The following is a 22,491-nucleotide window of genomic DNA, read 5'->3' on the forward strand; positions in this document are numbered from 1 at the left end:
GATCAGCCGTGCTCGACCAGCTCGATCCAGTAGCCGTCGGGATCCTTCACGAAGGCGATATGGTGCATGCGCCCGTCTTCCGGGCGCTTCTTGAATTCCACATTGTTCCGGTCCATCCAGTCGCAGGCGGCCTGGAGATCGGGCACCGTGAAGCAGATGTGGCCAAAGCCCTGCGGCTCGGAATTGCCGTCGTGATAACGGGCGTTGGGGTCGTTTTCGGTGCCCCAGTTGTGCGTGAGCTCGAGTACGCCTTCGCGCCGGCCCACGTATTTCACGCGCTCGGATTCGTCCTCCGGCACGTCATCGCCTTCCGTGGTGGCCAGGAAATACAACGTGAACTGGCCGTCCGGGTTCTCGCTGGTACGCAACAGGCGCATACCGAACACCTTGGTATAAAAAGCCAGCGAAGCTTCCGGATCGACCACGCGGATCATCGTGTGGTTGAACACGAAACCCTGTGTCTCGCCCGGCACCTGTTCGTGCACGCCCGGGGCGTCCTGGGTATTGAAAGCCATGTATCGGTTCCAGCCGTGGATTGTGGCCATACTATGCATCAGGCCGGTGCGTCGGAGAAACCGATCGGCCGTGGCCACGGGGCGCACAAGGCCTTACTCGGGAGAAAAGATGCTCACGCCAGCGCGGATCCGCGGTCGCCGTTCCCGGCATCGTCGCACCGACGACGGCACGGGCGGGCGCCCGTCGATGCGGCTAACGGCTGATTCAGCAACGCGAGTTGGTGCCGCCGGAGGGACTTGAACCCCCACAGCCTCACGGCTACTAGGACCTAAACCTAGCGTGTCTACCTATTCCACCACGGCGGCCAGGCGCGCATTCTAACCGATCGCGCCAGCCTGGCACAGTCATGTCCGGTAACGCGTGCCGGCGTGTGGGCCGGGCCGATCTCGCCGCTGCATCTCGAATCCGCTTTAAAACCCGGTTATCGGAGGTCTTCTTAACCCACTGATTTTCAATGCGCGGTATCGAGCTGGTAACCCACACCATGGACGGTTCGAATCATCTGTTTCGCGGTAGGACGTTCGAGCAGCTGGCGCAGGCGATGAATGTGGCCGCGCAGCGCGGCATCGGATTCCGGCGGGTTGTCGTCCCAGATCTGTTTTTCGATCTGGGCACGCGTGACCACGCCCGGACAGGCGCGTACCAGGAGTTCGAGGATGCGGAAGCTGATGGGCGCGAGTTCGACCGGGATCTGTCCGCAGTAGACGCTGCGTTGTTCCAGGTCCATGTGCAGCTCGCCGGCGGTGAGCTGCGCGAGCCCCTGGCCGCATTCGGTCATCAGGGCCTTGAGTTGCTCGTGCAGCTCGCGGGGCTCGACCGAGCGCAACGCAAAGGCGTGCGGCCCGCATTCCGCGGGATCGCAGGGGCGCAGAGAGCCCGCGGCGAGTGCGAGCACGGGGGTTCGGCGGCCGGCGGCATCCGTGAGCTGCCGGCAGAACGCGTCGACGCCGCAGCGCGGCATTTCGCTGTCCAGCACGACGATGTCGTAACGGTTCATCTCGCACAGTCGCAGCGCGAGCGCTTCGTCGTCGGCGTAGTCCGGCTCGTCGCCAGCGGCTTCGATGGTGTCCCCGATCTGGGTGGCAAGAGGGATATCGTCTTCGATGATCAATACGTGCATTGCCGGGTCCCGAGTCTGTTGTCGTCGATTGGCGGGCATACCGCATCCCAGCGCTATGACAATGATTTAGCGGCAAGGTTTACTCAGGGGCGAAAAAAAACGGGCCGTGTCCCGCCGGCCGGGATGCCGGCCCGGCGTGCGGGCTCGGCAGCGCCATCGCGCTGCCGATGATCAGCGCTCGCCGATTGCCGCTCGGCTGATGCACGACGCCCACGGCAGTCGGGCACAATCCATACGCGCCGCGCCCGTCAAGCGGAACGGCGCAGAGCGGCGATCGCGCCTGGCATGTCATGCCAATGCGTCAGTACGCCGTCCGCGCCGAGTTCGGCGACCGGGGCGGCGGCGTAGCCGAATGCCGCGAGCAGCACCGGCAGGCCGGCGGCGTGGCCGGCCTTGCGATCGACGGCCATGTCGCCCACGTACAGCGCGGCGTCGGCATCGCAGGCCAATGCCGCGAGGCAGGCCCGTAGCGGCGCCGGATCGGGCTTGAGTGGGTGAACGCCGGCCCCGATCACCACATCGATATATTCGTCCAGGCCGAGATGCGCGATCACGTGCTCGGCGATCCGCTGCGGCTTGTTGGTGCAGACCGCGAGCCGTCTGCCATCGGCCCGCAGACGAGCGAGCGCCTGTCCGGCGCCGTCGAAGACGACGCTGTCCTGGCAGGGGCGGTCCTGGTAGCGGGCCGTGAAGGCAGCTGTGAGCGCGTCGATCTCCGTGCCGGTGGCGGCTACGGCATGGGCGTCGAGGACGCGCTCGATGAGCTTCCGGGCGCCATCGCCGACGAACCGGCGTGTGGCGGCGGCGTCAATGACGATGCCGTGGTCCCTGAGTGCCGCGTTGACCGCGGCGGCGATGTCCGCCGCGCTGTCAATCAGCGTACCGTCGAGATCGAAGATCACGACCTGTGGCCAGCGGGTGTCGGCTTGCGGGATGGATCGGGTCATGGGCGGAACTCGCAGGCGGTTGGCGGGTGGGCGACGGGTCTTGGCGTAGAATGATCGTCTGTCTTCATTGTCCGTTCGAGGCCCGCGTGCCGGAAACCGCCTCGCAGGCCAGCCTGTGGTCTCTGCGACGCCAATTGTTCGCCCAGACCTGGCCGATGGCGATCGGGGTGCTGTCGTTGCTGGGCTTCCAGCTGGTCGACGCCGCCTTCGTCGCGCGGCTGGGAACCGGGCCGTTGGCAGCCCAGTCATTCACGTTCCCCGTCACCTTTCTGATGATCGGGATTCAGGTGGGTCTCGGCATCGCGATCGCGGCACTGATATCGCGCGCGATCGGCGCCGGCGAGATCGAGAGATCGCGACGCCTGGGTTCGCTGGTGCTGATCGGCGGCAGCCTGACCGTCGGCGTGCTCGCGATCGTGCTCTGGTTCGCCCACGACATGATCTTCGCGCAGCTCGGGGCCAGCGCCGAGAACCTCGATCGGATTGCGCCGTACTGGGCAATCCAGCTCGTGGCCAACTGGTTGTCGGCGCTTTTGTACTTCGGTTACACGCTGTTTCGGGCACACAACGACACGCGCCTGCCGGGCATGCTGATGGTGCTCACCAGTCTGTGCAATCTGGCGCTGGATCCGCTGATGATCTTCGGCTGGGGGCCGGTCGGCGGCTTCGGGCTGCCGGGCGCGGCGATCGCGACCATCATCGCCTTTCTGATCGGGTTGTCGATTCTCGCGGCGTGCCTGTGGCGCCAGGACTGGCTGTCGAACGCCGGCCTGGTCGAGGAGGCCCGGCGTTCGACGCGGCCGTTTGCGGTGATCGCCGGGCCGGCCATGATCAGCCAGCTGATGCCGCCGCTGGCGGCGATGGTGACGACCGGGCTGGTGGCGACGCTCGGCGATCCGGCGGTTGCCGCCTGGGGGCTGCAGAGCCGGCTGGAGACCATGTCGCTGATGGTCGTGCTGGGCCTGACCATGTCGTTGCCGCCGTGGCTGGGGCATTGTTACGGTGCCGGCAACTGGCCGCGCATCCGGGCGCTGACGCATATCGCGTTTCAGGCGGTGCTGATCTGGCAGTTGCTTTTCGGCATGGCCATGGCGTTGGCCGCCCCCCGGGTGGCGGCGGCATTGGCCGGCAACGCCGCGGTCCAGCATGACCTGGTACAGCTCATCCGTTTCATGCTGCCGAGCTATGCGCTGCTGGGTGTCTGCATGATCGTGGTATCGGCCTCGAACGCGCTCGGCTGGCCGGTGCGGGCCATGCTCATCTCGTTCGCGCGCCTGTTTGTCTGCTATCTGCCCTGCGTGGCCCTCGGCGTATTCGCATCCAGCATGACCACGACGGCGCTCGGCGCGCTGGCGGGCAACGTCCTCGCCGGCGCGATGGCATGGTTGCTGTTTCGCGCCAGTCTGGCGCGCGTGGACGATCACGGCCGGACGAGGACCAGGGCCCGGGCCAGGGCGCGGGCATGAGCAGGCCGGATGAAGCCGAGCCGGCGCCGCCGCGCATCGATCGGGCGATTGGTGTTTACCGAACACGAAGGGCGACGCCGCTCACGACTGAGCCGGAGACGGTGCAGCTGTCGTTGTAGCACCGGCCGCATGCGGCTTCGAAGCGCCGTTACCGGTGCCGAGCATGGCCTTGACATGGGCCAGCGCGTGCTTCATTCGGTGCTTGACGAGGGCCCGCACTTTCCCGGGTACCGCGCCGGCGGCGGACTGGAAGCGGGCCTGCCAGATCAGCCGTGAACCCGAGGCGGTGGCCTCGACCTCGACCCGGTCGCGATAGTGTCGTAGCGGCATGTCGGTGTGGATCATGCGCGTGGCGAACATGCGCTTGCCGGCGTTCCAGGCGGTCAGCGTATCGTCGATGGTGCTGCCATCCGCCGTGGTCATGTGGCGTTTGGCCCCGGGCTTGTTGTTCTTGCCGTGCGTGAGCGTGGTGCTGGTGATGAACGGATCCCAGACACTCGGTGCGTCGTAATCGCGCACGGTGGACCACACGATGTCCGGCGCCGCGGCGATCGTCACGCTGTCGCTTTCATGCAATGTCGGCGCTGACCTGGATCCGGAGTCGGGCCCGGCGGCAAGAGCGCTGCCGGCCATCAGGGACAGCAGAAATAGTGCCGTAGCTCGTCGTTTCATGTGACCTCTCAAAGGGGCTTGGCAACTCTGGGATCGTTGCAGACGACAAAGGTTCCTGACGCGCTGCTTGCGTTACGTTTAGTATCGGCGCATCGCCCATCAATCGCTGCCCTCGATGACCGCTTCGTCTGCCGTGTTGACCCACTCTGGATTCAAGTCCCTGCGCTGGCTCGTCGTGCTTGTGCTCGTCGGCCTGCTGGCCGGCTGCGGGGTGAATACCATCCCGCGTGACAACCAGGCGGTCAACGCCGCATGGGCCCAGGTGCAGAACGAGTACCAGCGCCGGGCCGATCTGATTCCGAATCTGGTATCCACGGTCAAGGGCTACGCCAAGCAGGAGCGGGACACACTCACCGCGGTCACCCAGGCGCGGGCCAAGGCCACGTCGATCCAGGTCGATGCCAGTACCATCGACAACCCCGACAAGCTCAAGCGCTATCTGTCGGCCCAGAATCAGCTGTCGGGGGCACTGGGCCGGCTGCTCGCGGTATCCGAGCGCTATCCGGACCTGAAATCGAACCAGAATTTCCTGGCGCTGCAGTCGCAGCTGGAGGGCACCGAGAACCGGATCGCGGTCGCGCGGCGCGATTACATTCAGGCGGTACAGAAATACAACACCGATCTGGTGACGTTTCCCGGCCGGATCTGGCATTGGCTGCTGTATAGCGACATGAAGCCGCACGCCAATTTCAAGGCCTCGTCGCCGAACGCGGCGCAGGCGCCCAAGGTGTCGTTCTGATGCGGCCTGGCCTGCGCCGGGCGTTTGTTGCCCTGGTCGCGCTGGCGTTGATCGCGACCGCCTGCGTCGCCGACGCCAAACCGGATTTTCCCAAGCTGACCGGCCGCGTGGTGGACAACGCACAGATGCTTTCGCCGGCCGCGGAGTCACGGCTCACCCGCATGCTGGCGGCCCTCGAGCAGGCCAACGGCGATCAGGTCGTCGTGGTCACGCTGCCCGATCTCGGCGGCGACTCGATCGAGACCTATGGCTACCAGCTCGGCCGCGCCTGGGGTATCGGGCAGAAGAAAAAGAACAACGGCGCGCTGTTGATCATCGCCAAGAAAGAGCATGCGGTCCGGATCGAGGTCGGCTACGGCCTGGAAGGGCAGCTGACCGACGCCAGGTCCTCGGTGATCATCCATCAGGTCATCGAGCCTGCCTTCAAGAAGGGCGATTTCGACGCCGGCGTGCTCCGGGGCACGGCCGCCATCGTCCAGCTGCTCGGCGGCAAACCGCCGTCCGAGTTGGTGCAGCAGGCCTCGCAGGCGATGCAGCATCAGCAGCACGAACAACGGCGGCCCTCGCTCGGGCATACGCTGATGTTCTTTGTGCTCATCATCGCCATTGTCGCGCTGTTCGGCGGCGGCGGTGGCGGTGGTCGTGGCGGGCGCCGGCGCCGCGGTGGCTTCATGCCGTGGTTCATCCCCATGGGCGGAGGATTCGGTGGGGGTGCCGGTGGTTTCGGTGGCGGCGGCCTCGGCGGGGGCGGATTCTCCGGCGGCGGTGGCGGCTTCGGGGGCGGTGGTGCCTCGGGAGGTTGGTAAGCGATGACGGTTTTCAACGAACGGGCACGCGAGGCCGTGGCCGAGGCCATCAATCGAATCGAGCGCGATACCGATGCCGAAGTGGTCACCGTGGTCGCGCGCCAGGCCGATGAATATCGCTGGGTGGGGCTGTTCTGGGCTGCGCTGGCCGCGCTCATGCTGCCGGGGCTGGTCGTTTTCTTTCCGGCATGGTTCGACGTGCGCACGCTGCTGCTGGTTCAGTGGGGCGTGTTCGTGGTGCTCGGCGCGATCTTTCAACTGCCGGCGGTCACACCGCGGTTGGTGCCCAGGGGCCTGCGGCATGCACGCGCCGCGGCACTGGCTCGCAGCCAGTTCCTCGAGCAGAGCCTGCATCGCACGGAGGCGGCCACCGGGGTACTGATCTTCGTGGCCGAAGCCGAACGCTATGTCGAGATCCTGACCGATCACGGCGTGGCCGCGCGCATCGACGACGCCAGCTGGTCGGCGATCATCGAGCGGTTCACGGCGCGTGTCGCGGCAGGCGAGACCGAGGCGGGGTTCGTCGAATGCGTGGAAGCCTGCGGTGCCCGTCTCGCCGAGGCCGTGCCGGCCACGCATGCGCGCAACGAGCTGCCCAACCGCCTGGTGGTTCTGGACTGAGAAAGACACGGGTCCGTCATTGGTCGCAGGACGGAACACGGGGCGCCTTTGTTGCTAGACTAGACCGCTTTTCTGCGACCCGCAGGGGGCACGAAATGGCCGAAGACAAGCCGCTCGTCGGCGTGATCATGGGCAGCACGTCCGACTGGGACACCATGCGCCATGCGCACGAGATGCTCGAGCGTTTCGAGATTCCGCACGAGTGCCGTGTGGTTTCGGCCCATCGCACGCCGGATCTGATGCGTGAATACGCCACCACGGCCGAAGACCGCGGCCTGGAGGTGATCATCGCCGGTGCCGGCGGGGCGGCGCACCTGCCGGGCATGGTGGCCGCCCAGACGCTGGTGCCGGTGCTCGGCGTACCGGTCAAGAGCCGGGCGCTGCAGGGCATCGACTCGCTGTTGTCGATCGTGCAGATGCCGGGCGGCGTGCCGACGGCCACCTTCGCCATCGGCGACTCCGGCGCCAAGAACGCCGCGCTGTTCGCCGTCGCCCAGTTGGCCACCCGCCGCGAGCCGTTACGCCGGGCGCTCGCCGATTTCCGGGCCGCACAGGCCGAAAAAGTTCGAAACGAGACGTTGTCATGACGCGATCCAGTGGTTTTCGTTCCACCATTGCTCCGGGATCGACCGTAGGCGTGCTCGGCAGCGGTCAGCTCGGGCGCATGTTCGCGCTTTCGGCGCGCCGCATGGGCTATCGCGTGCATACCTTCTCACCGGGCGACGATACGCCGATGGGCCAGGTCGCCGATCGCGAGGCGGTGGGCGACTACCAGGATCTGGACGCCGTGGCGGAATTTGCTTCGCGCGTCGATGTGGTGACCTTCGAATTCGAGAATGTGCCGTTCGAGGCCGCCGCGACGGCCGCCGAGTACGTCCCGGTGCGCCCGGACGGCCGGGTGTTGCATATCGCGCAACATCGCCGGCGCGAGAAGGATTTTCTGCATGGGGCGGGTTTTCCCACCGCGCCGTTCGAACACGTGCCCGATCGCGCCACGCTGACCGGGGCGATCGAGCGGCTGGGCACGCCGTGCGTGCTCAAGACCGCCGGCTTCGGCTACGACGGCAAGGGCCAGTACGTAATCAAGTCGCCGGACGAGGCCGATACGGCGTGGACGGCGATCGGCGCCGGCGAGGCGGTGCTGGAAGGCTTCGTCGATTTCGACAGCGAGGTCTCGGTGATTGCCGCGCGCGGCGCGGACGGCGCATTCGCCCATTACGGCGTGGTCGAGAACCGGCACCGCGATCATATTCTGGATGTCTCCATCCCGGACGCGGTGCTCGATCCGAGGGTGGCCGACGAGGCGATACGAATCGCGCGCGGCGTGCTGGAGGCGCTGGATGTGGTCGGCGTGCTGTGCGTGGAGTTCTTCCTCGGCCGCGACGGCACCCTGCGCGTGAACGAGCTGGCACCGCGCCCGCACAATTCCGGGCATTTCTCGTTCGATGCCTGTGCCACCAGTCAGTTCGAGCAGCAGCTGCGCAGTGTCTGTGGTCTGCCGTTGGGCGACACCACGCGGCTGGCCCCGTCGGCAATGGTGAACCTGCTGGGCGATCTCTGGCAGGACGGTGCCCCGGACTGGACGGCGGCGTTGGCCGATCCCGCACTCAAGCTGCATCTCTACGGCAAGGGCGAAGCCCGCGCGGGCCGCAAGATGGGGCATATGACGGTATTCGGTGACGACCGTGAGGATGCGGCGCGGCGCGCGGTCGCGGCCCGGGATCGCCTGCTGCGATCGGGTGGTTGAGCGACGGAGTACCTTGACCGGCGCGCGCGTGAAACGCCGACGCGGTCGCTTCACGCGCCGACGGGGCCAGCGCAGCTGGCTCGGCTATCTCTGGCATCTCGGCCGCTCGCCTTATTTTCGCTATCGCAATGCGCGGTATCTGCATGCGCTGCGGGTGGCGGTGGCGATGGGCGCGTCGATCGGCCTGACCACCGGCCTGGGCGTGCCGTACGGATTCTGGGCCTCGATCACGTTGCTGGTGGTGATCGGCGGACTCCAGCATCACGGCAATATTCGCAAGAAAGCCTTCGAGCGCGGCGTGGCAACCGCGATCGGCGCCGCCCTGGGGCTGTTGCTCATCGCCCAGCACAGCGTGCTCGGCATGACGTCGCTCACATACGCGCTGACCTCCATTCTGGCGGGCATCTGTGCCTACTACGCGGTCGGCAAGGCGGGCTATATCGCGCTGCTGACCGGCATCACGCTGGTGATCGTCGGTGGCCACGGCGACAACGCACTGGATATCGGCCTGTGGCGGGCGGCCAACGTCGGTATCGGCACACTGGTGGCGCTCGTGTTCTCCTTCGCCTTTCCCCTGTATGCCACCTACGACTGGCGTTTTCGTCTGGCGGAGAATCTGCGCGAATGCGCGCGGCTCTATCCTCGCCTGATGATCGGTTCGCCGATGGCTGCGAAAGAGCAGGTGAGCGTATTTGCCCAATTGTCGCGCCGGCTGGTGGCGCTGCGCTCGCTGATTGCGCCGGTGGCCAAGGAACTCGGCGTGCCGGCCGGGCGGCTGGAGGAGATCCAGCGGCTGCATCGCTCGATACTGAGCGGGCTGGAAATGCTGGCCACGGCCGCCGCGCAGCGCGAAGACAGCCCCCAGTGGGGCGCGACCCATGAATTGCTGACCGCACGACGGTCGGTCATGCGGCGGATGCTGCTGGCCAGCGCCCGGGCGTTGCGTTCCGGCGATACACGGCGTCTGCAGGCACTGGCGCGCCGCGAAGTCGGCCGCACGCCGGGGCCCGATCCGGATTCGCATCTCGCCTACGAGATGCAGGGGTCATATTGGCTGGCACAACGGCTCAGCGAACAGTCGCGACAGCTCGCCCTGGAACTGGCGGCCATCGAACTCAGGTAGTCGGCGTATATTGAAAGCGGCCGCGTCTGTTACATTCGATTGGCCACAATTTAATGGTGAGGCTCACCAATGAAGCAAAATCTGATTCGCACAACATCCATCGCCGTAGCCGGCGCCATCGCACTCGCCGCCCTGACCGCGCTGCCGGCGCTCGCCGCCGACACCCAGCATCTGCGCGGCCGGATCACGTCGGTATCCGACAATGGCTTTACGATGACCACCCGATCCGGCGACGAGCGCCAGGTCGTGCTGTCGTCGGATACCAAGATCGCGGCCGTGACGAAAGGCGATCTGTCGAACATCGACAAGGGCACCTTCATCGGCACGGCCAATGTCGAACGCGATGGCGAGAACCGGGCGCTTGAGATGGTGATCTTTCCGCCGTCGATGAAGGGCACGGGCCTGGGTGATTACGGCTGGGATCTGTCGCCGGCGATGGCAAATGGCAGCGCCGGCGGTCAGGGCAGTGCCACCGCCAATGGTTCGAGCATGACCAACGGCACCGTCAGCGCCAAAACCAGTGGTGGCATGAGCGGCGGCTCAAGCATGACCAATGGCACGGTGAGCGCGAAGAGCGGCGGCTCGATGAGCTCGGGCTCGAGCATGACCAACGGCAGTGTGACCAGCGCGTCGGGCGGCGGCCAGTCGATCACCCTGCAGGTGGATTACGGCAAGGGCAGCAAGACCATCGTGGTGCCGGCCGACGTGCCCACGGTCAAGGTGGCGCCGGGTAGCCGTTCGGATATCAAGGCCGGTGCCCATGTGTTCGTCGCCGGGCCGCAGGCCGATGGCAAATTCAGCGCCGAGCGCGTGATTGTCGGGCGTAATGGCACCGTGCCCCCGATGTAGTTGACCGCGGCCATATCCCGGTAAAAGAGAAAGCGGCACCGCGTGGCGCCGCTTTTATCGATACTGGGCATCGAGCGCCCACAGCCGGGCCAGCGTCTGGGTATCGGGCATGCCGTTCACGCCGGACGGACGAAAGTGCATCTGAAAGGCACGCAATACCGCGCGGGTTCGCGCATCGAGCCGACCGCTGACCGGCAGGTCGTAGCCATAGTCGGCGAGCCGGGACTGGATCCGCGCCACGGGCGGCGCATGGTCGGCGAAACGCCGCGCATATATCGCCACCCGTTCCGGATCGGGCCAGGCGCCGATACCCGCTTCGTAGAGCCGGTGCCATGGGAACGCCGGGCCGGGGTCGATCTTGCGCTGCGGGGCGATGTCGGCATGTCCGACCACGTTCGCCGGCTTGATGTCGTAACGCGTCACGATATCGCGGGCCAGCGCGATCACAGCCCGGATCTGGGCATCGGTATAGGGTTGCCATCGACGCGGCTCGCCCGGCGTGTCGATGGGGCCCAGATTGACGATCTCGATACCGATCGAGGTGTCGTTGATGTGATGGCGCCCGGCCCAGCTGCTGACCCCGGCATGCCACGCGCGTTCGTCCTCGGGCACGAGCTGGCGCACGATGGGCGCGCCGTCGCGTGTCGCCGGATGCGGCCCAACCAGGTAATGCACGCTCACATGAGGCCCCGTCAGCACCTTCAACGCGCGGCCGGCGCGATCTCTGGTGTAGTGCAGGACCAGAAAACGCACGCGATAGTTGTATGCGCTGGCCTGTACGCTTTGGTCAGCCCAGTAACCCGATCGCTTCTTGAGCGTGGCCGGCGGCCCGCAGCCGGCCAATGCGGCCGCCCCGGCGAGCGCCAGGCTCAACAGCCAGCGTCGGCCGTGCCTCGGCAACGGCGCTCGCATGCGGCTCAATCGCCGGTGCCGCGCGGCCGGTCTGTGTCGTCGTAGCTGATCTCGGTCTTGCCGTGCGGTTTCGGGCGGCCGTGTTCGTCGACCGAGACGAATACGATCTGGTCGATGGTCAGAATCGACTTGCGGCTGATCTTGTTGCGCACTTCGCAGCACATGGTCAGCGACGTACGCCCGAATTTGGTCGCCATGATGCCCAGTTCGATGACGTCGGACTGGACGGCGGTCGACACGAAATTGATTTCCGAGATGTACTTCGTGACGATACGCGGGTTTTCGAGCTGGATGATCGCGTAGATCGCGGATTCTTCGTCGATCCAGCGCAGCAGGCTGCCCCCGAACAAGGTGCCGTTCGGGTTCAGGTCCTCCGGCTTGATCCACTTGCGCGTATGAAAATTCATTGAGTCGTCCCGGCGAATGACGATCAGTATTTTACTGATCCGATCGGCAAAAGGTTATTTGCAAGCCGGCTAAACCGACGGACTTTCGGGAACCGCCATTGTCCACTGACACCCAGCAATCCATCGAAGATGTTCTCGATCGCGTGCAGACGCGCGACCGCTATCGGCTGCTCCGGCAATGGAACAAGGCCGGCGACGCCGCGGCCCGGGCCAACGTCGAGCAAGACATCGCCGCTAGCGCGGCGATCACGGAACGACGCGCCGCGGAGCGCCCGCCGATCGCACTGGCCGAGGGATTGCCGGTCACGGCCCGCGCGGACGAGATCCGCGCGGCGATCGAATCGCACCAAGTGGTCATCGTCTGCGGCGAGACGGGCTCGGGCAAGACCACGCAGCTGCCGAAACTGTTGCTGCAGGCCGGCATCGGCGATCGCGGCCTGATCGGGCATACCCAGCCGCGCCGGCTCGCGGCACGCAGCGTGGGCCAGCGCGTGGCCGAGGAGACCGGCACCGAGTTCGGCGGCCTGGTCGGCTTCCAGACGCGCTTCGAGAACAAGCTCTCCGATGCCACCCAGGTCAAGCTGATGACCGACGGCATCCTACTGGCCGAAACCGCGCGCGACCGGTTTCTGAACAAGTACGAGGCCATCGTCATCGACGAGGCCCACGAGCGCACGCTCAACGTCGATTTTCTGCTCGGCTATCTCAAGCGCATCCTGCCGAACCGGCCGGATCTGAAGGTCATCGTGACCTCGGCGACCATCGACCCGGAGCGCTTCGCCGAATTCTTCGACGATGCGCCGATCATCAATGTCGAGGGCCGTGGCTATCCGGTCGAGGTGCGCTATCGGCCGCCGGTCGAGCCGGACTCTGAGCGCGCGCTGGACTGGCCCGACGCGATCGAAAGTGCCGTGCGCGAGCTCTGGCGCGACGGGCCGGGCGACATCCTGGTCTTTCTGCCGGGCGAGCGCGATATCCGCGATACCGAGCGGCATCTGTCGAAGGCGCTGGCCGGCGACAAGTTCGCCGCAGAGATCGTGCCGTTGTATGCCCGGCTGACACGCTCGGCACAGAACCGGATCTTTTCGGCCTCCAACGGGCGCCGCGTGGTGTTGTCGACCAACGTGGCCGAAACTTCGCTCACCGTGCCCGGCATCCGCTACGTGGTCGATACCGGCCTGGCGCGCATCAGCCGATATTCCACCGCCGCCAAGGTGCAACGGTTGCCGATCGAGCCGGTCTCCAAGGCGAGCTGCAACCAGCGCGCGGGGCGTTGCGGCCGCGTGGCACCCGGGGTGTGCATCCGGCTGTTCGACGAAGCCGACTACGCGGCCCGGCCCGATTTCACCGACCCGGAGATCCGGCGCACCAATCTGGCCAACGTGCTGCTCACGATGGCCGATCTGAAGCTCGGCGCGATCGAGGAATTTCCGTTCATCGATCCGCCCGAGCGGCGCTATATCAACGACGGTCGCAATCTGCTCGCCCAGCTCGAAGCACTCGCCCATGGCCGCATTACCGCACTCGGCCGCCAGCTCGCGCGGCTGCCGCTCGATCCGCGCATCGGCCGCATGCTGATCGCCGGCAACGCGCTCGGTGTTTCGCCGGCCATGCGCGTGATCGCCTCCGGCCTGACGATCCAGGATCCGCGCGAGCGCCCGGCCGGCATGCGTGAAGCGGCCGACGCCGCACACAAGCCGTTTACCGACAATCGATCGGATTTCATCAGCCTGTTGCGGCTTTGGGACGCGTTCGTCGACGCCCGGCGCGAGCTGTCCGGCAACAAGCTGCGGGCCTGGTGCAAGAACCGCTTCATCAATTTCATGCGCATGCGCGAGTGGGAGGATCTGGCGCGCCAGCTGCGCCGGATCGGCCACGATATCGGGCTCAACAGCGACCCGGCGCGCGGGCCACTGGCGGATGTCGATCCGGTGACACTGCACCAGGCGCTGCTGCCGGGACTGCTCGATCATGTCGGTCAGCTCGACGAGCCGGGCGAGGGCAAGCCGAAGAAGAAGGGCGCCGAGTATCTCGGCGCGCGCGGGCGCAAGTTCCGCATCTTTCCCGGGTCGGGGCTGGCCCGGCGCCCGCCGAAATGGATCGTGGCCGGTGAGCTGATCGAGACCAGCGCCTTGTTCGCGCACACCGTGGCCGGCGTCGACCCCAGGTGGATCGAGCAGGCCGCGGCGCATCTGGTCACGCGTGAGCACTACGATCCGCATTGGGAGAAACGCCGGGGCCAGGTTGCGGCACGCGAGCGGGTCAAGCTGTTCGGGCTGACCCTCGCCGATGGGCGCAAGGTCGATTTCGGCCGCATCGACCCGGTGCTGGCACGCGATATCTTCATCCGCGACGGACTGGTCGCCTTTGCCGTGGCCGACCGGCGCGGCAAGCTGCCGGCGTTTGTGGCCTACAACCAGGCGGTGGTCGAGGAGATCCAGAATCGCGAGGCGCGTTTTCGCCGGCGCGATCTGCTGGTCGACGAGACCACGCAGGCCGCGTTCTACGATGCGCGATTGCCGGCGACAGTGCACGACCGCAAGACGCTCGATCAGTGGTTGCAGAAAAACGACGCCGACATCCTGCATTTTGACGAGGACCAGCTGCTGCGCTCGGCCGGGGTCGAACTGGAAGAGGGCGCCTATCCGGAATCGATGACGCTCGGTGACCTGCCGGTCAAGCTCGATTATGCGTTCGAGCCGGGGCGGCCCGACGATGGCGTCACGGCGCGTATTCCGCTGGCCGCGCTCAACCAGATGTCGGGTGAGCGCGCCGGCTGGCTCGTGCCCGGTCTGCTGGAGGAGAAGTTTCGCGAATATCTCAAGGCGCTGCCGAAGACGCTGCGCAAGCGTGTGGTGCCCGTGCCGGAGTTTGCCCGCGCCGCCGCCGAACGGGTCGAATTCGGCTCGGGCGATCCGGAAGCCGCGCTGCGCCGCGCCATCCGCGAGATGACCGGACTGGAAATTCCCGACGATGCCTGGGAGGGTTTCGCGCCGAGCGATCACCTGCGCATGCGTTTCGAGGTTGTGGATGAGGCCGGCGAGACCATCGCCACCGGCCGCGATCTGTCACGCCTGCGCCAGGAACTGGGCGAACGCGCCCGCGCGGCGGTATCGCAATCTGCCGACCATGATTTGCGTCGCACGGGGCTTACGGCATGGCCGGCGGATGTCGCGCTGGATCGGCCGGTCACGCTCGAGCATGCGGGGGTGCGCATCGAGGCCTTGCCGGCGTTGATCGATCGCGGCGATCACGTGGATCTGGAGTTGCTCGACGAGCCGGCGGAGGCGGCGCGTGTTCATCGCCGTGGCGTGATCCGCCTGATCCGGCTGGCGGCGAGCCGGCCCACGCGACTGGTCAAGCGCGATCTGCCAAACCTCAAGCGTCATGCGGTGGCGAAGTTCGACCGGCCGCCGGAAACCACCGGCGTGGATCCGGCGTTTGTTGGCATTATCGAACAGGACGGCGAATCCGCGCTGGTGGCGGATCTTCTGATCGCGCTGATCGACGCGCGTCTCGGCGCGACCCCGGTCACGGCGGACGAATTCGACGCCGCGCTGGAGACGGCGCGTTCGCATTTGATGGCGGACGCGGTCGCGCTCTGGCAGGCGCTGGAACCGATGCTGGACACGCTCGCCGCGATTCGCAAACGGCTGTCGAAGAACATCGGCCTGGACTGGATGGCGTCGATCGAGGACATCAACGACCAACTGACCCATCTGGTCCACCTCGGCTTCATCAGTTCGGCCGATGACCCGCGGGCCCGGGCGAAGGATCTGGCGCGTTATCTCAAGGCCGTCGACGCCCGGCTCGACAAGCTGGCCGCGGACGGCGCCGCCGCCGACAAGGCGCGCATGCGCGATGTCGCGCCGTATTGGCAGGCATACAAGCAGCGTGCCGAGAAAGCCATGCGGCGCGGTCATTGGTCGGACGAACTCACCCTGCTGCGCTGGATGGTCGAGGAATTCCGTGTGCAGCTCTTCGCCCAGCAACTGGGGACCGCGATCAAGGTTTCATCCAAGCGTCTCGATGCGCAACTGGCAGCTTGTTGACGCGCCGTGATCATCGTCTTTCGATGACGGATGGGCTCCACGCATGCGGCCAAATGACCGCGCCCGGCCGGCCCCCTATCGGAAATGCCGCCTACCGGCCGCGGGACGTCTGCTGTATTGTGCAACCCACACGCAACCCGTAATCTGACGCCGTTTCGTCGTGATCGCCGACCGATCGTTCCCAGGGCGTTTTTCATGCGCCGTCCGTGCCAGTCGCAAGCTGCGCGGTGCGGTGCGGCCAGGGGCGTCTACCCCATCGACGATGTCATCGCCGCGGCGGACGCGCCACCCCGAACGTCAATTGCAGCCAGGCACAATGGGAAATACCATTCCGCGCTGCGATTGGTCGCGGTCGGGGCGGCGATCATCATTGCGATCTGCGCCGTGCTCGGGCGAGAATCGCGTGTCACCGAATTTGCCAAGCCGGCGTCCTGATTGTCACGCCGCACTCGCGGACCGCATGCTCGCGGCTCGCCTTCCAACCACACAAGGGGATAACAAATGTCCAGAGCTTTCCGGTTTTCCGCCGTCCTGCTGTGCGCAGCCAGCCTGTTCGGCATCGTCGGCGTAGCGGCGGCCCAGAACAGCAATGCCGCTGCGGACAAGTCGGGCCAGAACAACGTCAAGATCACGCACTACGACGACTGGGAAGTTCGCTGCCCGAAGTCGGGCAAAAAGAACGAGTGCGAGATGACGCAGCTGGTCAAGAGTCCGGATTCCGGCAAGCCGATCATGCGCGTGGTCATGGGTTACCCGCCGCAGATCAACACGGCCGCGATGATCTTCATTCTACCGCTGGGAACGCGTCTGGCCCCGGGGGTTCAGCTCAGCGTGGACGGCGATCAGCCGCGTCGGTTCCCGTTCCAGATCTGTCTCGAGCAGGGCTGCCGTGCGGACTTCCCGATCAAGAACTCGCTGCTGAACAAGCTCAAGCATGGTCACACGGCGCAAGTCACGATCGTCGGGCCGAAGGGCGATCAGATCAAGTTGAAGGTTTCGCTGTCCGGCTTCACCGACGCCAACAACGCCATCGCGCAATAGCTTAATAGCGCAATTACGGCGCAGTATGTCGCACGGGCGCCGGTCGACGCGGTCGGCCGGCGTTTTTTATGGTCGCGGATGGCCGGGGGCGACAACGACGTCGTCGAGCGCCTCGAGCAGTATGGGTAAACGCGATACAAATCCCGGGTATTCCCGCAACAGCGCGGGAAGCGCTTCGGGCAGCGGATTGCGGCGGGTGGCACGCCGCCCGACGGCCGTCAGCGCCCGGTCGATCCCGCCGGTCCCGGTATAGCCGACGAGCATCCGCGCGAAGCCATGCACATCGGGTGCCGGCACCGGTGCCGCTGCCGGCCACTCGTCGGCCACGCGGGCCGCCATGCGGCGGGCGAAGGTCTGCAGCGGCTCTTCGTTGTACTCATGCCAGCTCCGGGCCAGGGCATGGTCAAAGCCGATATCCACGACGATGCCGGCATAGCGCCGAAGCGGCGGGGCGAAGCGTTCCCTCAGTTCGCGGTGTGCCGGGTGGGCGTCACTCGCCGAGTCGATCGCCCGGTGCAGGCGGATGCCGTGATCGGTATCGGGGTCGAAACACAGGCGATCGATCCGGCCCTTGACGATATCGCCCAGGATCTGACCGGCAGCCGAGGTGTTGCTGCGATCGGCCAAGCGAAGATGGACGAGCAGGTTCATTCGCCACCGCCGATCGCGCGTTGGTAATAGGCCACGTCGTGGGCCTGCCCGAATTTATGGCCCACGCCCTCGAGAACGCCCACACGGTTGAACCCGAAGTGCTCGTGGAATCGCACACTGGCCGGGTTGGGCAGCGTGATGGCTGCGATCGCCTGGCGGTAGTCACGCGCGGCGAGCAGCGCGAACAGGTCGCGATACAGGCGCGCACCCACGCCGCATCCACGCGCCGAATCGCGCAGATAGGCCGAGACTTCGACAGTCCAGCGGTAAGCCGCGCGGCTACGGAAACTCGTGGCATAGGCATAGCCGAGCAGCTCGCCGGCGTGCTCGGCAACCAGCCAGGCGTGGCTGGCGTCAATGGCAAGCGCGCGTTCGCCCATGGCCACCCCATCCGGGGGCTCATACTCGAACGAAACCGCGTGATCGGTCACGAAAGGGGTATAAATGGCGGCCAGGGCGGGGCCGTCGTCGGCGCGCGCATGGCGCACGGATAAACCCTGTAGCGGGCTATTCATGGGCTCAACAAGGCTACGGTTGCCGCCCACTAGACGCTGAAGAAATCCACGGCGCCGGTCTCCACCGAATACTCGGCACCCACGATCCGCAGTTCATCGGACTCAATCAGGTTTTCCAGGATGGGCGAGCTGTGGCCGAGCTGATCGACCGATTTCTCGACATTCGCACGCACGGCCGCGGCCGCCAGCGCGGTGTGGTCGTGGCGCAGCTCGGTCTGGAGCAGTGCATCCACTGACGGCCGCACGCGATCGACGATCGAACGTAAATTGGGGGATTGCTTGTCGGTGGGCCGCTGCAACTGGTCGAGCGTGGCCTTGATCGCGCCGCACTGCGTGTGGCCCAGCACCACGACCAGGCGGGTGCCGAACATTTCCGCCGCGAACTCGATACTGCCGATCTGTGAAGGCGCCACGATATTACCGGCGACGCGAATCACGAACAGATCACCCAGGCCCTGGTTGAACACGATTTCGGCCGGCACACGCGCGTCCGAACAGCCGAGAATGATGGCAAACGGGCGTTGCTTCTGAATCAGCGCCGCCGAGGCCCCGAGGCCGGCCAGGGTGTCGTAGTCGGCGACGTGGTGGACAAAGTCTCGATTGCCCTGCTTCAGGCGGGCCAGAGCGTCGTCTGCAGAAAGCATGCGGTGCGGCACCTATTGATTATGCGATCGAGCGATATTGTGCCATGCCCGCCCGGGGTCCGCTGCGGCTGGTCACGAAATAGTCATCGCCCGAGTCTATGATAAATGGCGGCGTTACTTGCCGACAAGACAACAAACTGGGGAAGTCTCATGTTTCATAGCCGATGGCCGGCCCTTGTTGCCGCGACAACACTTATCGTATTCACCGGGGGATGCAACGATCACAGTAAAAAGAACGTCACTTCGGATGCCGCGAAGACGCCGATTCAGCATCTCGTGGTCATTTTCCAGGAAAATATCTCATTCGATCACTACTTTGGCACTTATCCGAACGCGACCAACCCGAGCAACGCGCCGAAGTTTACGGCCACAGCCGACACGCCGACCGGCATCGATAACTACACGCAGGAGTTGTTGAACAACAACCCCAATCTGAATCCGGCCAACGGTAGCGGTGCGACAAATCCCTTCCGTCTCGATCGCAGTCAGGCGTTGACCGCCGATCAGGATCATGGCTACAAGCCGGAACAAATGGCGTTCGACAATGGCGCCATGGACCTGTTTCCGAAGTCGGTCGGCCGCGGTGGCCCGCCGCCGGATGTGCAACAGGCGACCGCGACCCAGAATACCGGTCTCGTGATGGGCTACTACGACGGCAACACCGTGACCGCGTTGTGGAACTACGCCCAGCAGTACGCCATGAGCGACAATTCCTACGGCACCACATTCGGCCCGTCGACGCCGGGCGCACTCAACCTGATTTCCGGCCAGACCAACGGCATCGTCAACATGTCGCCGGCCGGCAACACCTACGGCTATGTGGCCGACGGCAACGGCGGCAAGACGCTCACCGGCGACCCGGACCCGATGGGTGATGTGTGCTCCGGTAATACCCAGGTGCGCATGGGCGGCAAGAATATAGGCAACATGCTCAACAGTGCCGGCATTACCTGGGGCTGGTTCGAGGGCGGGTTCGACCTGTCGGTGACCAATGCCGACGGGACGACGGGCTGCGGTCGCAGCCACAACACGCGTGTGTCGACCACGGGCACCCACACGAATGGCCCGGTGACGTCTGCCGATTATATCCCGCACCACGAGCCGTTCCAGTACTACACCTCGACGGCCAACCTGGAGCACAAGCGTCCGAGCAACGTCGCCTCCATTGGTCATACGTACGTGATCGACAGCAAGGGAAACAAGACCAAGACGAAGGATCCGGCGAATCATCAATACGACACCCATGACTTCTTCGACGCAGTCAAGGCCGGCAACTTTCCGGCGGTCAGCTTCCTGAAGGCGCCGGCCTATCAGGACGGCCACGCCGGCTATTCCGATCCGCTCGACGAACAGGATTTCATCGTCAAGGTAATCAATTTCCTGCAACAGCAGAAGCAATGGAAGAACACTGCCGTGGTCATCGCCTACGACGACTCGGACGGTTGGTATGACCACCGTTACAGTCCCAACGTCAATCCGTCAGCAAGCGTGCAGGACGTTCTCAACGGAAGCGGTACCTGTGACGCCGGCGGCACCGGCTCGCACAAGCGCAGCCAGCCGCTGGCCGGTATCGACGGCAATCCGGCCCAGGGCCGCTGCGGCTATGGCCCGCGTCTGCCATTGCTGGTGATCTCGCCGTGGGCAAAGCACAACTTCGTCGACCACACGGTCACCGATCAGACGTCGGTCATGCGCTTCATCGAAGACAACTGGCTCGGCGGCAAGCGTCTGGGGCAGGGTTCATTCGACCAACTCGCGGGTCCGCTGAACAACATGTTCGACTTCAATGCGGCCAGCGCGCCGAATGGGAGCCTTCTGCTGCTCGATCCGCAGACAGGCACGCCGAAGGGCTGAGTGCATACGCAGATCTGTGCAAGCGGGCATCGGTCACTGTCCGCGGTTTGATGCGACGCCCGGCGGCTTGCCGCTGGGCGTTTTTCGTTTAATGCAATACGCGTGATTGCGCGCGCCGGGGCGGACGATGAGCTTATCGCGACGATATTTTCTACTCTTGGGAGCGGCGGGAGCGACCACTGCGGGTCTGGGGTTGCCGGCGCTGGGCGCGAGGGCGGACGCAAAGACACGCCAGGCATTGTCGATGGACCCGCGTACATTGACGCCGTTCGTCGACCCGCTGCCGATTCCGCCGAAGGCCGCGCCTACACGGCAATGGCCGCTGCCGGACGAGAATGGGGAGCGCATCCCCCATTATCGCGTTGGCATGAACGAAGCCGAAGTGAAAGTGCACCGCGACATGAAACCAACGCGCATGTGGACCTATGACGGCACGCACCCGGGCCCGACCTTCGATACCGTATCCGGCCAACCGTTATCGGTCGAGTGGATCAACAATCTGCCGTCTGAACATTTTCTGCCGGTCGACTACACGATCTGCGGAATGAAACCCGGTGCGCAGAGCGTACGCAACGTGGTGCATGTTCACGGGGGCCGTACGCCGGCGGCGAGCGATGGCTATCCGGAGGACTGGTATCCGCCCGGCCAGTCGGCCACGGCTCACTATCCGAATGGGCAGGCGGCTACCACGCTCTGGTATCACGATCATGCGATGGGCGTGTCCCGACTCAACCACTACGCGGGGATGATGGGGGCGTTTCTCATCCGCGATGAACACGAGGCGTCGCTGGGGCTGCCCAACGGCGACCAGGAAATACCGCTGATCATTTGCGACCGCTGTTTCAGCCCGGAAGGCCAGCTGTACTACCCGACCTCCGGCATTCCCGGCCATCCGTGGATCTCGGAATTCCGTGGCAACGCGATCATGATCAACGGCAGGCTCTATCCGTATCTGGATGTCGAGCCGCGCAAGTATCGCCTGCGTCTGGTCAACGGCTCGAACCAGCGCTTTCTGCGCCTGGCGCTTTCCGGTCAGAGGCCATTCCATCAGATCGGCAGCGATCAGGGGCTGCTCGCCTCGCCGGTGGCTATGAAACAGCTCCTGCTGGCACCGGCGGAGCGTGCCGACCTGATCGTCGATTTCTCGGCTTGGTCACATCAGCAATTGACGCTCACCAACGACGGCCACGACGTGATGCAGTTCCGTGTCGGCGGTAAGCAGCACGGGGACCGCTCGCGGATGCCGCAGACCCTGACCCGAGTGCCGCGCATTCCGGAGTCACAGGCGGTACGTACGCGCCATCTCACGCTCAATGACTACAAGCGCCCAAGTGGCGATGCCATGCTCATGCTGCTCAACGGTACACGCTGGTATGCCGAGCCGACCGAAGACCCGGAACTGGGCAGCACCGAGATCTGGAACCTGGTGAATCTCACCGAGGACACGCACCCGATTCACCTGCATCTGGTGCGGTTCCAGGTGCTCGATCGGCGGCCGATCGACATGTTCATGTACGAAAACGAGAAGAAGCTGCGATACCTCGGCAAGGCACAGGCGCCGCAAGCCAATGAAATGGGGTGGAAGGACGTCATTCAGGCCTATCCGGGAACGGTAACCCGCATCATCGTGCCCTTCGACGGTTACCCGGGCCGTTACGTCTGGCATTGCCACATTTGGGAGCACGCGGCGAACGAGATGATGCGCCCCTATGTGGTGCGACCGCGCGGCAGTGCCTAAAAAAAGCCATGCCGACAGACGCGTGATTGTTATGGCGGTTGGCGCGCGGCCCGACATCCAGGCGGGCCGCG

General features: G+C 65.3%; 21 protein-coding genes and 1 tRNA gene. 12 read left to right on the forward strand and 10 right to left on the reverse strand.

The features are described 5' to 3' along the window. Nucleotides 1-2: 2 nt before the first annotated feature. The 4 genes from gloA to ACS8Y6_RS12195 form a co-directional block, all read right to left on the reverse strand. A complete protein-coding gene (gloA, locus tag ACS8Y6_RS12180) occupies nucleotides 3-515 on the reverse strand; it encodes a lactoylglutathione lyase (protein ID WP_440848519.1) in 513 nt (170 codons plus the stop codon). 219 nt (nucleotides 516-734) lie between these two features. Beyond that, nucleotides 735-821, reverse strand: a tRNA-Leu gene (locus ACS8Y6_RS12185). A gap of 146 nt (nucleotides 822-967) precedes the next feature. After that, nucleotides 968-1,636: a response regulator transcription factor gene (locus ACS8Y6_RS12190; protein ID WP_158590770.1), complete on the reverse strand. Its 669-nt coding sequence runs from the start codon at nucleotides 1,634-1,636 to the stop codon at nucleotides 968-970. A gap of 248 nt (nucleotides 1,637-1,884) precedes the next feature. After that, nucleotides 1,885-2,538, reverse strand: a complete 654-nt coding sequence (locus ACS8Y6_RS12195) for an HAD-IA family hydrolase (protein ID WP_440848518.1) — start codon at nucleotides 2,536-2,538, stop codon at nucleotides 1,885-1,887. A 95-nt stretch (nucleotides 2,539-2,633) separates the two neighbouring features. On the opposite strand from ACS8Y6_RS12195, the gene ACS8Y6_RS12200 reads away from it, so the two are divergent. Further along, entirely contained in the window at nucleotides 2,634-4,049 is a 1,416-nt protein-coding gene (locus ACS8Y6_RS12200) for an MATE family efflux transporter (protein ID WP_440848517.1), read from the forward strand. 81 nt (nucleotides 4,050-4,130) lie between these two features. Here ACS8Y6_RS12200 and ACS8Y6_RS12205 read toward each other — a convergent pair whose 3' ends face one another. Continuing rightward, nucleotides 4,131-4,721, reverse strand: coding sequence for an SRPBCC family protein (locus ACS8Y6_RS12205; RefSeq protein WP_440855665.1), 591 nt, complete (start codon nucleotides 4,719-4,721; stop codon nucleotides 4,131-4,133). A 115-nt stretch (nucleotides 4,722-4,836) separates the two neighbouring features. Here ACS8Y6_RS12205 and ACS8Y6_RS12210 point away from each other — a divergent pair, with 115 nt between their 5' ends. From ACS8Y6_RS12210 to ACS8Y6_RS12240, 7 genes are all read left to right on the forward strand, one after another. Then, nucleotides 4,837-5,460 (forward strand): LemA family protein, encoded by a 624-nt coding sequence (locus ACS8Y6_RS12210; protein ID WP_440855666.1) that lies wholly within the window; start codon nucleotides 4,837-4,839, stop codon nucleotides 5,458-5,460. Continuing rightward, a complete protein-coding gene (locus ACS8Y6_RS12215) occupies nucleotides 5,460-6,266 on the forward strand; it encodes a TPM domain-containing protein (RefSeq protein WP_440855667.1) in 807 nt (268 codons plus the stop codon). Before ACS8Y6_RS12210 ends, ACS8Y6_RS12215 begins: the two co-directional genes overlap by 1 nt. A 3-nt stretch (nucleotides 6,267-6,269) precedes the next feature. Further along, a complete protein-coding gene (locus tag ACS8Y6_RS12220; protein ID WP_440848513.1) occupies nucleotides 6,270-6,887 on the forward strand; it encodes a TPM domain-containing protein in 618 nt (205 codons plus the stop codon). Between the two features lie 95 nt (nucleotides 6,888-6,982). Further along, nucleotides 6,983-7,474 (forward strand): 5-(carboxyamino)imidazole ribonucleotide mutase, encoded by a 492-nt coding sequence (gene purE, locus ACS8Y6_RS12225; RefSeq protein WP_440848512.1) that lies wholly within the window; start codon nucleotides 6,983-6,985, stop codon nucleotides 7,472-7,474. Next, nucleotides 7,471-8,634 (forward strand): 5-(carboxyamino)imidazole ribonucleotide synthase, encoded by a 1,164-nt coding sequence (locus tag ACS8Y6_RS12230; protein WP_440848511.1) that lies wholly within the window; start codon nucleotides 7,471-7,473, stop codon nucleotides 8,632-8,634. Before purE ends, ACS8Y6_RS12230 begins: the two co-directional genes overlap by 4 nt. Nucleotides 8,635-8,662: 28 nt before the next feature. After that, nucleotides 8,663-9,757, forward strand: a complete 1,095-nt coding sequence (locus tag ACS8Y6_RS12235) for an FUSC family protein (protein WP_440848510.1) — start codon at nucleotides 8,663-8,665, stop codon at nucleotides 9,755-9,757. Nucleotides 9,758-9,826: 69 nt separating this feature from the next. Continuing rightward, entirely contained in the window at nucleotides 9,827-10,606 is a 780-nt protein-coding gene (locus ACS8Y6_RS12240; protein ID WP_440855668.1) for a metal ABC transporter permease, read from the forward strand. Nucleotides 10,607-10,660: 54 nt separating this feature from the next. Here ACS8Y6_RS12240 and ACS8Y6_RS12245 read toward each other — a convergent pair whose 3' ends face one another. Together ACS8Y6_RS12245 and ACS8Y6_RS12250 are read right to left on the reverse strand one after the other, a co-directional pair. Continuing rightward, nucleotides 10,661-11,518 carry an N-acetylmuramoyl-L-alanine amidase gene (locus ACS8Y6_RS12245; RefSeq protein WP_440855669.1) on the reverse strand — a complete coding sequence of 286 codons (858 nt, stop codon included), beginning with the start codon at nucleotides 11,516-11,518 and terminating at the stop codon, nucleotides 10,661-10,663. Between the two features lie 5 nt (nucleotides 11,519-11,523). Continuing rightward, nucleotides 11,524-11,925: an acyl-CoA thioesterase gene (locus ACS8Y6_RS12250; RefSeq protein WP_440848507.1), complete on the reverse strand. Its 402-nt coding sequence runs from the start codon at nucleotides 11,923-11,925 to the stop codon at nucleotides 11,524-11,526. Nucleotides 11,926-12,023: 98 nt separating this feature from the next. On the opposite strand from ACS8Y6_RS12250, the gene hrpA reads away from it, so the two are divergent. Next, nucleotides 12,024-15,977 carry an ATP-dependent RNA helicase HrpA gene (hrpA, locus tag ACS8Y6_RS12255; protein ID WP_440855670.1) on the forward strand — a complete coding sequence of 1,318 codons (3,954 nt, stop codon included), beginning with the start codon at nucleotides 12,024-12,026 and terminating at the stop codon, nucleotides 15,975-15,977. A gap of 501 nt (nucleotides 15,978-16,478) precedes the next feature. Beyond that, on the forward strand, nucleotides 16,479-17,018 hold the full coding sequence (locus tag ACS8Y6_RS12260; protein ID WP_440848505.1) for an invasion associated locus B family protein: 540 nt from the start codon (nucleotides 16,479-16,481) through the stop codon (nucleotides 17,016-17,018). Nucleotides 17,019-17,084: 66 nt separating this feature from the next. On the opposite strand, the gene ACS8Y6_RS12265 is transcribed toward ACS8Y6_RS12260, so the two are convergent. The 3 genes from ACS8Y6_RS12265 to ACS8Y6_RS12275 are packed head-to-tail and all read right to left on the reverse strand — an operon-like array spanning nucleotide 17,085 to nucleotide 18,828. Further along, complete coding sequence (locus ACS8Y6_RS12265; RefSeq protein ID WP_440848504.1) at nucleotides 17,085-17,669, reverse strand: ACP phosphodiesterase; 585 nt, start codon at nucleotides 17,667-17,669, stop codon at nucleotides 17,085-17,087. Then, nucleotides 17,666-18,184 carry an N-acetyltransferase family protein gene (locus ACS8Y6_RS12270; protein WP_440848503.1) on the reverse strand — a complete coding sequence of 173 codons (519 nt, stop codon included), beginning with the start codon at nucleotides 18,182-18,184 and terminating at the stop codon, nucleotides 17,666-17,668. Before ACS8Y6_RS12270 ends, ACS8Y6_RS12265 begins: the two co-directional genes overlap by 4 nt. 29 nt (nucleotides 18,185-18,213) lie before the next feature. Beyond that, nucleotides 18,214-18,828 carry a carbonic anhydrase gene (locus ACS8Y6_RS12275; protein ID WP_440855671.1) on the reverse strand — a complete coding sequence of 205 codons (615 nt, stop codon included), beginning with the start codon at nucleotides 18,826-18,828 and terminating at the stop codon, nucleotides 18,214-18,216. 150 nt (nucleotides 18,829-18,978) lie between these two features. On the opposite strand from ACS8Y6_RS12275, the gene ACS8Y6_RS12280 reads away from it, so the two are divergent. Both ACS8Y6_RS12280 and ACS8Y6_RS12285 read left to right on the forward strand, forming a co-directional pair. Further along, the gene (locus tag ACS8Y6_RS12280; RefSeq protein ID WP_440855672.1) at nucleotides 18,979-20,682 is read left to right on the forward strand and encodes a phospholipase C; all 1,704 of its coding nucleotides are present in this window, start codon (nucleotides 18,979-18,981) and stop codon (nucleotides 20,680-20,682) included. A 367-nt stretch (nucleotides 20,683-21,049) separates the two neighbouring features. Continuing rightward, nucleotides 21,050-22,420 (forward strand): multicopper oxidase family protein, encoded by a 1,371-nt coding sequence (locus tag ACS8Y6_RS12285; protein ID WP_440855673.1) that lies wholly within the window; start codon nucleotides 21,050-21,052, stop codon nucleotides 22,418-22,420. Nucleotides 22,421-22,491: the final 71 nt, after the last annotated feature.

This window comes from Salinisphaera sp. RV14 (assembly GCF_052044135.1).
GTDB lineage: Bacteria > Pseudomonadota > Gammaproteobacteria > Nevskiales > Salinisphaeraceae > Salinisphaera.

Excerpts from the sequence above, each read along its gene's own strand:
- ACS8Y6_RS12275 (WP_440855671.1), bottom strand. The coding sequence starts at position 18,828 with ATGCTTTCTGCAGACGACGCTCTGGCCCGCCTGAAGCAGGGCAATCGA.
- ACS8Y6_RS12285 (WP_440855673.1), top strand. The coding sequence starts at position 21,050 with ATGAACGAAGCCGAAGTGAAAGTGCACCGCGACATGAAACCAACGCGC.
- ACS8Y6_RS12200 (WP_440848517.1), top strand. The coding sequence starts at position 2,634 with ATGATCGTCTGTCTTCATTGTCCGTTCGAGGCCCGCGTGCCGGAAACC.
- ACS8Y6_RS12220 (WP_440848513.1), top strand. The coding sequence starts at position 6,270 with ATGACGGTTTTCAACGAACGGGCACGCGAGGCCGTGGCCGAGGCCATC.
- gloA (WP_440848519.1), bottom strand. The coding sequence starts at position 515 with ATGGCTTTCAATACCCAGGACGCCCCGGGCGTGCACGAACAGGTGCCG.
- ACS8Y6_RS12270 (WP_440848503.1), bottom strand. The coding sequence starts at position 18,184 with ATGAATAGCCCGCTACAGGGTTTATCCGTGCGCCATGCGCGCGCCGAC.
- ACS8Y6_RS12265 (WP_440848504.1), bottom strand. The coding sequence starts at position 17,669 with ATGAACCTGCTCGTCCATCTTCGCTTGGCCGATCGCAGCAACACCTCG.
- ACS8Y6_RS12260 (WP_440848505.1), top strand. The coding sequence starts at position 16,479 with ATGTCCAGAGCTTTCCGGTTTTCCGCCGTCCTGCTGTGCGCAGCCAGC.
- ACS8Y6_RS12280 (WP_440855672.1), top strand. The coding sequence starts at position 18,979 with ATGTTTCATAGCCGATGGCCGGCCCTTGTTGCCGCGACAACACTTATC.
- ACS8Y6_RS12190 (WP_158590770.1), bottom strand. The coding sequence starts at position 1,636 with ATGCACGTATTGATCATCGAAGACGATATCCCTCTTGCCACCCAGATC.
- ACS8Y6_RS12210 (WP_440855666.1), top strand. The coding sequence starts at position 4,837 with ATGACCGCTTCGTCTGCCGTGTTGACCCACTCTGGATTCAAGTCCCTG.
- ACS8Y6_RS12230 (WP_440848511.1), top strand. The coding sequence starts at position 7,471 with ATGACGCGATCCAGTGGTTTTCGTTCCACCATTGCTCCGGGATCGACC.
- ACS8Y6_RS12205 (WP_440855665.1), bottom strand. The coding sequence starts at position 4,721 with ATGAAACGACGAGCTACGGCACTATTTCTGCTGTCCCTGATGGCCGGC.
- ACS8Y6_RS12245 (WP_440855669.1), bottom strand. The coding sequence starts at position 11,518 with ATGCGAGCGCCGTTGCCGAGGCACGGCCGACGCTGGCTGTTGAGCCTG.
- purE (WP_440848512.1), top strand. The coding sequence starts at position 6,983 with ATGGCCGAAGACAAGCCGCTCGTCGGCGTGATCATGGGCAGCACGTCC.
- ACS8Y6_RS12240 (WP_440855668.1), top strand. The coding sequence starts at position 9,827 with ATGAAGCAAAATCTGATTCGCACAACATCCATCGCCGTAGCCGGCGCC.
- ACS8Y6_RS12250 (WP_440848507.1), bottom strand. The coding sequence starts at position 11,925 with ATGAATTTTCATACGCGCAAGTGGATCAAGCCGGAGGACCTGAACCCG.
- ACS8Y6_RS12215 (WP_440855667.1), top strand. The coding sequence starts at position 5,460 with ATGCGGCCTGGCCTGCGCCGGGCGTTTGTTGCCCTGGTCGCGCTGGCG.